The following is a 13,335-nucleotide window of genomic DNA, read 5'->3' as shown; positions in this document are numbered from 1 at the left end:
CGAGCCCGCGCGCTGGCGCGGGTTCTTCTTTCGTAGGACCTGGCTTCGCATGACCGATCTGACCCGCCCCACCTTCCATGGCTTCGAGCAGCTGCCGCTGCGCGAGTACGCCGAACGCGCCTATCTCGATTATTCGATGTACGTGGTGCTCGACCGCGCCCTGCCGTTCCTGGGCGACGGCCTGAAGCCGGTGCAGCGCCGCATCATCTTCGCGATGAGCGAGCTGGGGTTGAACGCGGCCGCCAAGCCCAAGAAGTCCGCGCGTACCGTGGGCGATGTGATCGGTAAGTACCACCCGCACGGCGACAGCGCCTGCTACGAAGCGCTGGTGTTGATGGCGCAGCCGTTCTCCTACCGCTATCCGTTGATCGAAGGCCAGGGCAACTTCGGCTCCACCGACGACCCCAAGTCGTTCGCGGCGATGCGCTACACCGAATCCAAGCTCACCCCGATCGCCGAAGTGCTGCTGGGTGAGATCAGCCAGGGCACCACCGACTGGGCGGCCAACTTCGACGGCACCCTGGAAGAACCCACCTGGCTGCCGGCACGCCTGCCGCACCTGTTGCTCAACGGCACCACCGGCATCGCAGTGGGCATGGCCACCGACGTGCCGCCGCACAACCTCAACGAGATCGTCAGCGCGCTGCTGCACCTGCTCGACGACCCGGACGCCACGGTGGCGCAGCTGTGCGAACACGTGCTGGGCCCGGACTACCCGACCAGCGCGGAAATCATCACCCCCGTTGCCGATCTACGTGCCATCTACGAGACCGGCCACGGCAGCGTGCGCGCCCGCGCCACCTACAAGAAAGAACACGCCAACATCGTCATCGACGCGTTGCCCTACCAGGTCTCGCCGTCCAAGGTGATCGAGCAGATCGCCCAGCAGATGCGCGCAAAAAAGCTGCCGTGGCTGGAAGACATCCGCGACGAATCCGACCACACCAGCCCGGTACGGGTGGTACTGGTGCCGCGCTCCAACCGCGTCGATGCCGAGCAGTTGATGGGCCACCTGTTCGTCACCACCGATCTTGAGCGCAGCTACCGCTGCAACCTCAACGTGATCGGCCTGGATGGTCGCCCGCAGGTCAAGAATCTGCGCCAGTTGCTGAGCGAATGGCTCACCTTCCGCAGCGACACCGTCACCCGCCGCCTCAACCACCGCCTGCAGAAGGTCGAGCGTCGCCTGCACCTGTTGGAAGGCTTGTTGATCGCCTTCCTCAACCTGGACGAAGTGATCCGCATCGTCCGCAACGAGGACGAACCCAAGCCGGTGCTGATCGCCCGCTTTGCGCTGAGCGAAGAACAGGCCGAATACATCCTGGAAACCAAGTTGCGCCAGCTGGCGCGCCTGGAAGAAATGAAAATCCGCGGCGAGCAGGAAGCCCTCGCCAAGGAACGCGAGCAGATCCTGTCCATCCTCGGCAGCAAGACCAAGCTGAAAAAGCTGATCAAGGACGAGCTCACCGCCGACGCCAAGAAGTTCGGCGATGCGCGCCGCTCGCCGCTGGTGCAGCGCGGTGCCGCCCAGGCGATCGACGAGATCGAGATGGTTGCCAGCGAACCGATGACGGTGGTGCTGTCGGAGAAGGGCTGGGTGCGTGCAGCCAAGGGCCACGAGGTGGATCCGGCCGGCATGTCGTACCGCGACGGCGACGGCCTGCTGGCTGCCGTGCGCAGCCGCAGCACCTACCACGTGGCGTTCCTGGATTCGGACGGCCGCGCCTATTCCACGCTGGTGCATACCCTGCCCTCAGCGCGCGGCAACGGCGAACCATTGACTGGGCGTTTTTCACCGGCGTCCGGTGCCTCGTTCCAGGTGCTGGCCAGCGGTGAGAACAATGCCCGCTTCGTGCTGGCGTCCTCGCACGGCTACGGCTTCGTGACCCGTTTCGAAAACCTCACCGGCCGCAACAAGGCCGGCAAGGCGATGCTCAACCTGACCACCGGGGCGCATGTGCTCACGCCAGCGCAGGTGCTCAACCCGCAGACCGACCGCATCGTGGCGGTGACCAGCGCCGGCAACCTGCTGGCGATCACGGCTTCGGACCTGCCCGAGCTGGACAAGGGCAAGGGCAACAAGCTCATCGAGATCCCCAAGGCCAAGCTTGGCACCGAACGCGTGGTCGCCGTGGCCGCGGTCGCCCCGGGCAACACCTTGCTGGTGCGCAGCGGCGCACGCGTGATGAGCCTGTCGTTCAAGGATCTGGACACCTATGTGGGCGCGCGTGCAAGCCGTGGCGCGTTGTTGCCGCGTGGGTGGCAAAAGGTGGATGGGCTAGACGTGCAGTAAGAGGTGTTCACCAGCCACACGCGCGGCGGCGCGTTTTCCCATCAACGAATGCCGAGCACTGCGCGCTCATGCGCATTGCTGACCAAGCCTGCGTCCACTGAAGCACGCGTAGCACTGTGCCGGCAGTTAATCGCCATCGCATAAGCCAGCGCTGTGTTCAAAGCGGGCCAATGATCACCGCGCCAAAGCGCAGCTGGAGAAATACGATGGACACGGAGTTCTGGATACAACGCTGGCAGGCCGGCCAGACCGGCTTTCATCAGGACGAGGTGATGCCGCTGCTGCAGAAGCACTGGCCCGCCGTACGGGCGCCGCCTGCTGGTCGCGTGCTGGTGCCACTGTGTGGCAAAAGCCTGGATATGCACTGGCTAGCCGCGCAAGGCCACCGCGTGCTTGGCGTGGAGCTGTCGCCGCTGGCAGTCACGCAGTTTTTTGCAGCAGCGGGGATTGAACCGCGGCGCCACACCAGCAACATGGGCGAGCACTATGTTGCCGGCCCGATCGAGATCATCTGCGGTGACGCATTTGCGCTGGATGCGCAGGCGCTGGCTGATTGCAGCGCCGTCTACGATCGTGCGGCGTTGGTGGCACTGCCTGCCGATCTGCGCCAGCAGTATCTGCACACCGTCTATGCGCGCCTGCCTGCGCAGTGCCGTGGTCTGCTGATCACCCTGGAGTATCCGCAAGCCGAAAAAGCCGGCCCACCGTTTTCGGTGGACGCAGCCGAGGTGCATGGCTTATTCGATGCCCACTGGCAGGTGCAACTGCTGGAGCAACGCGACATCCTCGACCAGGAGCCGCGCTTCCGCGCCGATGGCGTCACCGCGCTGGCAACCGGCGTGTATCGTCTGCAACGCAACGGATCGACATAGGCGGGAACGGCTGAGCCGCGCGGTGATCGCAACGGCGAGCGTGCGAGTCGCCTGCACGCATCGACAACACCACACGGCACTGTTGATGCGGTGACTCACGAGAACTGCATCGACCCGGCGCGAGAAACTGCCCTGCACAACTAACAGCTGCTAATGCACGTCACGCAGGCCGCACCCCTCAAACACAGATCCCACTTCCACCCCGCCACGCAGACCGATCGCTGCGCGGCGCCGAGACGGGATTTACCCGGCCACGTGACCCTTGTCGATCTTCGAGGTCTGGTACAGCTCCAGGCCGATGCGCTTGATCAGGCCCAGCTGCTGCTCCAGCCACCAGGCATGATCTTCCTCGGTGTCCTGCAGCTGCTTGAGCAGCATGTCGCGGCTGACGTAGTCGCCGTGGTCTTCGCACAGCTTCATGCCGGCGGCCAGCGCAGCGCGCACTTCGTATTCCACGACCAGATCGCGCTCCAGCATCTCCACCACGGTCTTGCCCGGCGCAAACTCGGCAGGCCGCATGTCCGGGTCGCCTTCCAGGAACAGGATGCGACGCAGCAGCGCGTCGGCATGCTCGGTTTCCTCTTCCATCTCGTGATTGATGCGCTCGTACAGCGCCATCAGGCCCTGGTCCTCGTAACGGCGCGAATGCAGGAAATATTGATCGCGCGCCGCCAATTCGCCGCGCAGCAGCTGCTTGAGGTAATCGACGACTTCGGGATGGCCTTTCATGGTGTGCTCCAGCAACGCAATGCGCGCATGGTGCCCGAAGCGGGCGGGCAATGATCTAATCGGAATCACTTTCAGTTGCGCTTGCAGGCGGACCGGCAACGGTCACGCACCGGCGCGACACTGGTCACAGATGAATCGCTCAAGGAATCGATGATGCGCAAATGGCTGCGCCGGCTGTTGCTGGCCCTGGTGGTGCTCACCCTGCTGGTCACGCTGGGGCTCTACCTGGCGGTGCGTGGCAGCCTGCCACGGCTGGACGGCGAGACTGCGCTGCGTGGCCTGGGCGCGCCGGTCAGCGTGCTCCGCGATGCGGGCGGCGTGGTCACCATCGACGCCACCAGCCAACGCGATGCGCTGCGTGCGCTCGGGTATGTGCACGCGCAGGAGCGCTATTTCGAAATGGACCTGATGCGCCGCGCAGCGGCTGGCGAACTGTCCGAACTGTTCGGCCCTGCTGCGCAGGACCTGGACAAACGCAACCGCGTGCACCGCCTGCGCGCCCGCGTGCACGCCAGCCTGGACGTGGCCGCCGGCAGCGAGCGTGCGGCACTGCAGGCCTATACCGAGGGCGTAAACGCTGGGCTGGCGGCATTGCGCGTGCGGCCATGGCCGTATCTATTGCTGCGGCAGACCCCGCGCGCCTGGACCCTGGACGATTCCGTCCTGACCGGCATGGCGATGTACGCCGACCTGCAGGACAACGACAACCAGACCGAACTGGCCGCTGCGCGCATCCGCGCGGTGGTACCGCCGGCGCTGGCCGCCCTGCTCGATCATCAAGGCTCCAGCTGGGATGCACCGCTGTTCGGCCCGGCGCTCGGCGATGCGGTGTTGCCGGATGCTGCCGCCGTCGACCTGCGCCGCCTCCCGCACCCGTCCACCCCGCCCGGCGCCGAGGCCCCCACGCCCGGCAGCAACAACTTTGCCGTGGATGGCAGCCTCACCGCCGATGGCCGCGCCATCGTCGCCGACGACATGCACCTGGGCCTGCGCGCACCCAATATCTGGTTCCGCGCGCGCCTGCGCTATCCGGATGCACGCGCGCCCGACGGCAAGGTGGACGCCACCGGCTTCACCCTTCCCGGCCTGCCCGCAGTGGTGGTCGGCAGCAATGGGCATGTGGCATGGGCGTTCACCAACAGCTACATCGACACCGCCGATTTCGCCCGCATTCCGGCTGACCAGGCAGGCCGCACCATCCCGCTGCGCGATTACGCCGAAACCATTCGCGTCGCCGGCGCCGCGCCGGTGCCGTTCACTGTCCGCGAGGCGGAATGGGGCCCGATCCTGCACACCGAGGCCAACGGCGATCTGCTCGCCCTGCGCTGGGCGGCGCAGCTGCCCGGTGCAATCCGCCTGGATTTCGCCGAGATGGTCAACGCCGGCGATCTGGAGGCCGCCTTCGCCGTTGCCGACCGCTCCGGCATCCCGGCACAGAACCTGCTGATTGCCGACCGGAGCGGGCGCATCGGCTGGCGGCTCATCGGCGCGCGGCCAGCGCGCAATCCGGGCTGCGGGCCCAGCGGCATTGCCGAGCTTGCGCCCACCACGCCCGCTTCGAATGGCACCGCCGCGCCGGGCAATTCGCCTGGCGGCTGCGTGCCCTGGCCGCTACGCAGCGATGCCGCGCCGTCGCTGATCGACCCACCCACGCACCGCCTGTGGACCGCCAATAGCCGCATCGTGGATGCGCAACAGCTCGCCATCCTGGGCAATGCCGGTTACGACCTCGGCGCGCGTGCGCAGCAGATCCGCGACGACCTGTTCGCCAAGCAGCGCTTCACCGAACGCGATCTGCTGGCCATCCAGCTCGATGATCGTGCCGTGCTGCTCACGCGATGGTGGCAGCTGCTGCGCAGTGTGGTCGAACACAGCAAGGACCCGGCGCTGCAACAGATCGAAGTGGCGACACGGCAGTGGAGCGCCCATGCGGCCACCGATTCGGCCAGTTACCGCATCGTGCGTGGCTTCCGCGGCATGCTGCTCGATACGCTTCAGGCCGGCCTGCTCGCCCCTGCAAAAGACGCGCTGGGCGAGAGCTTCCTGCCGCCGCGCCGCGCGCAGCTGGAAGGCATTGTCTGGCCGCTGCTGCAACAGCGCCCGGCCAACCTGCTGCCGCCGCCTTACCGCAGCTGGGAGCAACTGCTGGACGAGACCGCGCGCGCACTGCATGCCGATCTGGCCTCACAGGGCGACACGCTGGGCGAGCGCACCTGGGGCGAACGCAATACCGCCGCCATCTGCCACCCGATCGCGCGTGCACTGCCGGCGGTGGCGAAACACGTGCTGTGCATGCCGCCGGACCAACTCCCAGGCGATCGCGACATGCCGCGCGTGCAGGGCCCGGCCTTTGGCGCCTCCGAGCGCATGGTGGTCTCCCCGGGGCACGAGCGCGACGGCATCGTGCACATGCCCGGCGGGCAGAGCGGCCACCCGCTGTCGCCGTTCTGGGGCGCCGGCCACGACGACTGGGTCCATGGGCGCCCCACGCCGTTCCTGCCCACCGCCACCCAATACACGCTGCAGTTGCGGCCGGAGTAGCGGGTTCCGTTCTCTCACCTGGGCAGGCCGCTCGGCTGGGCGTAAAGCTGCGCGGCGCCAGCGAATCGCTGCATGCCCACCGCGCAACGCGTGAGCATCTTCCACGTGCTGGTCGCAGCGCCGTTCCAGACGCTGCGCCCTAGACGAACCCAACCGCACAAGCCACCATGCTAAGATGCATTTGATAACCATTCCCATTGGTAAACAATGCGCCCCACGCTTCTTGTCACTGCGCTTGCCGCCGCACTCCTGCTGCCCCCGCCGTCCGCGCTTGCCCAGCAAGCCACGCCCGCACCCACCGAACTAGATGGCGTGGATGTCATCGGCCGTGCGCAGACGTTGTACAAGTCCGACGACGCCGCGGTGGGCACGCGTACCGATACGCCGCTGGCGTTGGTGCCGCAATCGGTGCAGGTGCTGCCGCGTGAGTTGATCGACGACCAGGCCGCACGCCAGATCACCGATCTGTATCGCAGCATCAGCGGCATCAGCTTCTTCAGCTATGCCGGCGTCACCTTGCGTGGCTTCCGCCAGGAAAACGTGTTGTATGACGGGCTGCGTGGCGACCCGTACGCCGGGTTTTCGGTGCCGCAGCTGTTCAACATCGAACGCGTGGAAGTGCTCAAGGGCCCGGCCGGCGCGCTATATGGCGGCGGTGAGCCGGGCGGCGTCATCAACTACGTGACGCGCAAACCCAGCCATCAAGCGTTGCGACGGGTGGAGCTGCAACTGGGCAACCAATCGTTCGGCGCGGCATCGTTCGAAGCCACCGGCCCGGCACGCGAGGATGGCCGCATCCGTTACCGCATCGGCGCCTATGCCGACGGCGAGGACGGGTTCCGCTGGAACACCGACAGCGAAAGCCAGATCGGCGATGCGTCGGTGGCATTCGATATCGGCGAGACCGGCGAGCTCACGTTGCAATACACCGACATCACCCAGAACCTGGGCGGCAACCGCTTGCGTGGCGTGCCGGTGGACGATGACGGCAACTTCCTGACCAACCGGCGCTGGAATCACAACGAATCCACCGACTTCCTGGACATGCGTGCCAAGGTCGCCTTCGCGCAATATAAGTTCGCCCCTTCCAGTGCGTGGGACGTGGACATGGCGCTGCGTTGGTTCAAGAACGACGAGCACCAGATCTACCACGAGCCCATGGGCCTGATCGATCGCGATGGCGACGGCACCGCCGAGTGGATGACCCGCCAGTTGCGTAACCAGTACCGCGACAACGACGCGCTTTCCAGCAACGTCAATGCGGTATTCCGCACCAGCACCGGTGCGATCGGCCACAAGCTGCTGATGGGCGCGGACTACTACCGCCTGGATGCGGATTTCCGCGCGCAAACCGCCAACACCGCCGACACCGGGCGCACGCGCGGGCCGGTACCTGGCATCGATTTGTTCAATCCGGTCTACGGCCGCAGCGGCTTTTACGACTACGGCCTGGACACGCTGCCCTGGCGCGCCACCAGCACGCGCAGCCAACGCTATGGCGCCTACCTGCAGGACGAACTCACCCTCACCGAGCGCTGGTTCGCGATGGCCGGGCTGCGCTGGGATGGCTTCAAGGACGACAACCGCCTGGATGGCTCGCGCATCACCGGCAATGACCTCAGCTGGCGCGTCGGCAGCACCGTGGTGTTGCGCGAGGGCATCAACGCCTACGCCAGTTACGCCAGCGGCTTCCTGCCGCAGGATGCGGCCAACCAGGACAGCAGCGTCGGCGGCCCGTTCGATCCCGAGCGCAGCACCCAGTGGGAAGTGGGCCTGAAGACCGCGCTCAACGACGGCGGGCTCACGCTCAACACCGCGCTGTATCGCATCGAGCGCAGCAACATCGTGCAGGCCAACGGCAGCATCGTCGATGGCGTCAACCAGCTCTCGGCACTGGGTCTGGTCCGCAGCGAAGGCCTGGAAGTGGATCTGCTGGCCGATCTCACCGAGCGCTGGGTGCTCAACCTCACCTACGCCTACAACGACGCGCGCGTGCTGGATGCCGGCACCAACGGCATCACCAATGCCTCCGGCGATCGCTTTGCCAATGCACCGCGCAATACCTTCGGGTTGTGGACGCGCTATGAGCTACCGGCGTGGAACTCGGCCGTTGCGTTCGGCGCCGATTACGTCGGCGAGCGTCTAAGCCTGGAAGGCCAACGCGTCAAACCGTATGCCATCTTCGACATCAGCTGGCAGACCCAGTGGGATGCGTGGAAGCTGCAGGTCAACGTCAAGAACCTGTTCGACAAGGTGTATGCGGCCAGCGGTTTCACCGAACGCACCGGCCACTTCCCCGGCGAGCCACGCCGCATCTACGCGCAGCTGGCCTACAGCTTCTGAGCCTGCTGCACAGCGCTGCTGCGCGGCCACGGAGCCGCGCAGCAGCGCGCTAGGATCAACAGCGCAGATGCGCTGCGTGATCATCAATCGCGACCCTGCCGCATCACAGCGCCAACGGTGCCGCACGAGAGTGCGCAACCGCGCACAGTTGGCTCACCGCCACGTTGACCGCCATGAACCTGCGCCGACCATGCGGGCCGATGTCGGCTGGAACTTAACGCCTGGTGCGACACACTAGAGGCCGTCGCGATTGGACGCTGCATCGCACCCATCGCCCCCCTCCCCTCACTGACCGGAATCCGCATGCCTCTGCTTGCCCGCTCCGTTTCCGCCCTGTTGCCCCTGGTCTTTGCGACCGCTTGCTCGGCTGCACCGCCAGCGCCTGCCGGCCCCCCTGCGGCGCCTGTCGCCAGCTGCACCGCCAAGGTGCGGCCGGGCCAGGACCTGCAAAAAGCCATCGACAAGCTGCCGCAAAGCGATACGCCTGCCGTGCTGTGCCTGGAAAAAGGCGAGTTCCCGCTCAACGGGCTGGTATCGATCCACCGCGGCAACCTCACCGTGCGCGGTAAAGGCCCGGCCACCGTGCTGCGCATGGCCGATGGCGTGCAACAGCCGGTGCTGGTGGTTGGCGATTACGAGAACCAGCAGCCCACTGGTGTGATCCGCAACGTCAGCATCGAAGACATGCAGATCGTGGCCAGCACCGGCGACAAGGAATTCATGCCGGAGCGCCCGTACCTGAGCAACAGCGCGGTGGTGGTGCGTTCGGGCCAAGGCATTCGCCTGGCCGGTCTGCAGGTCAACAAGTGCCGTAGCGCGTGCCTGCTCAGCGAATACGACACGCGCGAGATCACCATCGAACGCAATGATGTCTCCGGTGCAATCTGGGACGGCGTGTCGTTCAATCGCACCGCCAAGGTGACGATGATGAATAACTACATCCACGACAACGTGGCTGCCGGCCTCACCACCGAACATCTGGAAGACAGCGAGATTCGCGACAACCGCTTCGAGCGCAATGGCAGCCAGGGTATCTATCTCTCGGATGCGCGGCGCAACCGCTTCACCAACAATCAGTTCGATGGCAACAAGGTGGCGGGCATCTTCCTGGCCTGCGCCATCCGCTATCGCACGCCGGAAATCCTGTGCTGGGACAACAGCATGAGCCAGGACAACCTGTTCGAGAACAACCGCTTCACCAGCAACCCGTTTACCTACACCATCGGCGTGGACCGTGCGGCCAACTGCAGCGCGGCCGACTTCAAGCCCAACGTGTGGCGCAACAACCAGGCCGATGTGGCCGGCGTGGATATCGAGCCGCAGCGCTACGGTTACTGCGTGCGCCACGAGTAAGCGCAACGAGCAAAACCGCTGCGCAGCCACCAGGCGGGCGCGGCCGGTGCTCGGAATCCGCATGTACACGTACGCTCTGGTTCCCCGCGCCGTCCGCATCTACCTGGTGGTTGCTCGCTACGTTTTCTAATCGGCCCGAAGCAACGCACTGGCATGGCCGGCACCCTTGGGTTGCCGGCCATGCTGTAGCGCAGTCGTTTGATCAGGACGCCAACGCCTGCGCGTGCACGCCGGCAATCGCACGGCCCGACGGATCGGCCATCGCCGCAAAGCTCGCGTCCCAGGCAATGGCCGTCGGCGACGAACACGCGATGGATTTGCCACCCGGCACCGTCTCCGCAGCGGCCTGGCTGGGGAAGAACTGCTCGAACAGACTGCGGTAGAAATACGCTTCCTTGGTCTGCGGCGGGTTCACCGGGAAGCGCCGGTCGGCCGCCGCCAGTTCGCGGTCGCTCACGTGTGCGGCGGCATGTGCCTTGAGGCCGTCGATCCAGCCATAGCCGACACCATCGCTGAATTGCTCCTTCTGCCGCCACAGGATCGATTCCGGCAGATAGCCGGCAAATGCCTCGCGCAAGATGCCCTTCTCGATGCGGGTGGCACCGGTGCTGGTCTTGTCGATCATCTTGAAGCGCGCGTCCATGCGCATCGCCACGTCCAGGAATTCGCGATCCAGGAACGGCACGCGCGGCTCCACGCCCCAGGCCATCATCGACTTGTTGGCGCGCAGGCAATCGTAGTTGTTGAGTGCATCGAGCTTGCGCACCAGTTCTTCGTGGAATTCTCGTGCGTTCGGTGCCTTGTGGAAGTACAGGTAGCCACCGAAGATCTCGTCGCTGCCTTCGCCGGACAGCACCATCTTGACGCCCATCGCCTTGATGCGCCGCGCCAGCAGGAACATCGGCGTGGACGCACGAATCGTGGTCACGTCATAGGTCTCGATATGGCGGATCACTTCCGGCAACGCATCCAGGCCTTCTTCAAAGCTGTATTCGAAGCCGTGGTGCACGGTACCGAGCGCGGCGGCGGCCACTTCGGCAGCGGCCAGATCCGGCGAGCCGGTCAGGCCGATTGCGAAGGAATGCAGACGCGGCCACCAGGCTTCGGTGGTGTCGTTCTCTTCGATGCGGTGCCGCGCGTAGCGTGCGGCCACCGCCGCCACCAACGACGAATCCAGGCCACCGGACAGCAGCACACCGTAGGGCACGTCGGTCATGAGCTGGCGATGCACCGCGCGCTCGAACGCCTCGCGCAGTTCCTGCAGCGGCACCTGCACGTTTTCCACTTCGCTGTATTCGCGCCACGAGCGCTCGTAGTAGCGGCTCAATGCGCCGGTGGCGCTGTCGTACCAATGGCCAGGCGGAAACTGCGCGGCATCGGCGCAATCGTCCACCAGCGACTTGAGTTCGGACGCCACGCGCAGGCGGCCTTCGCGGTCGTGTCCCCAGTACAACGGCACCACGCCAATCGGGTCGCGCGCGATGATCACCCGCCCCGCGGCCTTGTCCCACAGCGCGAAGGCGAAGATGCCATTGAGGCGGTTGAGATAGGAGGCCGGTGCATCTTCGCGGCACAGCGCGTTGATCACTTCGCAGTCCGAGCCGGTCTGAAAAGCGTACGGCTGCAATAACTCGCCCTTGAGTTCGCGATGGTTATAGATCTCGCCATTGACTGCCAACGCCAGACTGCCGTCCTCCGACAACAGCGGCTGTGAACCGCCCGCCGGGTCGACGATGGCCAGGCGCTCGTGCACCAGGATGGCACCGGCGTCGACGTACACGCCGCTCCAGTCCGGCCCGCGATGGCGTTGCCGCTGCGAACATTCCAGGGCCTGCCGGCGCAGGGCCTGCAGGTCGTCGCCGGGTTGCAGGCCGAAGATACCGAAGATGGAACACATGGAAACACTCCTGGAAAAGTCGTGATGGGCGGCCGAAGGATCAACGCGGTGCAAGACGTCACCCATAAAAAAACCCGCATCGGCCGATGCGGGTTTTCTGGAAACTGGGCGTGTGTGTTGGTACTTCGCCTAGTCGCAGACCCGCATCGGCCGCGCACGATTATTCGCGCGCAGATTGCTGCGGTGATTGGAGTTGGCGACGTTGAGCAGAAACGATGTCATGGGCCGACCGTATCCCGCTTTCAACGGCGACGCAACTGTTGCGATGGCAACCAAGCAGGGTCGGCAAGCCCGGCATTCAAAGGCCGCCGCGCGATCGCGGACGCGTTGCGCGGATAATGTCGCCCCCCGTCGTCGAAGGCCTCTGCAATGACCCCACGCATCGGACGCCTGGCGTTTGCGGCCCTTATCCCACTCGTGCTGCTGCAAGGGTGCAGCACGACGGCGCCGCGCACCGACCCTGCCAAACTGCGGCAGCTGGAGCGGACGGCTGCCGATGGCAGTTTCGACAGCATCTGGGAGGTCGCCAGCCAACTGGAGGGCCGCAACGATCCGCGCGCCATCGGCTGGTATGAGCGTGCCGCCGCGACCACGCCGTGGACCTTCCGCAATGCCCTTGCCGAGCTGGCACTGGGCCGGATCTGGGCAAGCGGCATGCTTACGCATGCAGACAGCCCCTACATCGACCAGCGCGCGGCGTTGCGGGCATCGCCGCGCAAGGGCGAACGCTGGTATCTGGCGGAGGCCATGCACGGCAGCCCGTATGCCATTCGCGAGCTCGCCAAATTCCACCGTGAGCGCGGCGAAGCGGCCGCCGCGTTGCGCTGGGATCTGCGCGTGGCGATCTACGAGCGCGCCGCCTCCGGACCGTCAGGGCTTCCCGCCGCCATCGCGCCACGCAACGGTGACATCCATCCGCTGGTGCGCGACATCCAATGCCGTGCGCGTGGCGGTGACGCCGAGGCGCAGGTCGATCTTGGCGCGCTCTACGAAAAGGGAATGGGCGGCGTGAACAGGGATGGTGCCGAAGCACTGCGCTGGTATCGACGCGCGGCCGACCAGGGCAATGTGTATGGACAATATTTCTACGCCCTACTGCTGGGACGCGGTAGCAGCGGGGTAACGCGCGATGAGGAAACCGCGGCGATCTGGTTTGCCAAGGCGTCCGCACAGCGGTTCTACATCGCCGACGCATCGCATTGGCGCGAGGCGATCAAACCACCGTTCTGGACATTCGACTAGGCACTCTCGCTTATTAATTCGCGCGGCTCGGAAGCGTGGCGCTGTGTAACCGAAAAGCGATTGCA

8 protein-coding genes and 1 other RNA gene are annotated in these 13,335 nt (G+C 65.6%); 7 read left to right on the top strand and 2 right to left on the bottom strand.

What is annotated here, in order from left to right:
• Positions 1–49 precede the first annotated feature (49 nt).
• A complete protein-coding gene (gene parC / locus ACCQ01_RS07705; protein ID WP_228432569.1) occupies positions 50–2,293 on the top strand; it encodes a DNA topoisomerase IV subunit A in 2,244 nt (747 codons plus the stop codon).
• A 206-nt stretch (positions 2,294–2,499) separates the two neighbouring features.
• Positions 2,500–3,165: a thiopurine S-methyltransferase gene (locus ACCQ01_RS07700; RefSeq protein WP_228432570.1), complete on the top strand. Its 666-nt coding sequence runs from the start codon at positions 2,500–2,502 to the stop codon at positions 3,163–3,165.
• Between the two features lie 243 nt (positions 3,166–3,408).
• On the opposite strand, the gene bfr is transcribed toward ACCQ01_RS07700, so the two are convergent.
• Complete coding sequence (bfr, locus tag ACCQ01_RS07695; RefSeq protein WP_042599086.1) at positions 3,409–3,894, bottom strand: bacterioferritin; 486 nt, start codon at positions 3,892–3,894, stop codon at positions 3,409–3,411.
• A gap of 153 nt (positions 3,895–4,047) precedes the next feature.
• Here bfr and ACCQ01_RS07690 point away from each other — a divergent pair, with 153 nt between their 5' ends.
• From ACCQ01_RS07690 to ACCQ01_RS07675, 4 genes are all read left to right on the top strand, one after another.
• Entirely contained in the window at positions 4,048–6,435 is a 2,388-nt protein-coding gene (locus ACCQ01_RS07690; RefSeq protein WP_228432571.1) for a penicillin acylase family protein, read from the top strand.
• Positions 6,436–6,642: 207 nt separating this feature from the next.
• A complete protein-coding gene (locus ACCQ01_RS07685; RefSeq protein WP_228432572.1) occupies positions 6,643–8,778 on the top strand; it encodes a TonB-dependent siderophore receptor in 2,136 nt (711 codons plus the stop codon).
• Positions 8,779–9,081: 303 nt separating this feature from the next.
• Positions 9,082–10,131, top strand: coding sequence for a type III secretion-associated outer membrane-bound protein HpaM (hpaM, locus tag ACCQ01_RS07680; protein ID WP_228432573.1), 1,050 nt, complete (start codon positions 9,082–9,084; stop codon positions 10,129–10,131).
• Positions 10,132–10,192: 61 nt separating this feature from the next.
• Positions 10,193–10,263, top strand: a non-coding RNA gene (locus ACCQ01_RS07675) — sX9 sRNA.
• Between the two features lie 70 nt (positions 10,264–10,333).
• Here ACCQ01_RS07675 and asnB read toward each other — a convergent pair.
• The gene (asnB, locus tag ACCQ01_RS07670) at positions 10,334–12,028 is read right to left on the bottom strand and encodes an asparagine synthase B (protein WP_228432574.1); all 1,695 of its coding nucleotides are present in this window, start codon (positions 12,026–12,028) and stop codon (positions 10,334–10,336) included.
• Positions 12,029–12,397: 369 nt separating this feature from the next.
• On the opposite strand from asnB, the gene ACCQ01_RS07665 reads away from it, so the two are divergent.
• Entirely contained in the window at positions 12,398–13,270 is an 873-nt protein-coding gene (locus ACCQ01_RS07665; protein WP_228432575.1) for a tetratricopeptide repeat protein, read from the top strand.
• Positions 13,271–13,335 lie beyond the last annotated feature (65 nt).

Origin of the sequence: Xanthomonas sp. NCPPB 4037, assembly GCF_041475695.2 — a bacterium.
GTDB lineage: Bacteria > Pseudomonadota > Gammaproteobacteria > Xanthomonadales > Xanthomonadaceae > Xanthomonas > Xanthomonas campestris.
This window is presented reverse-complemented; position numbering and strand designations above follow the sequence as displayed.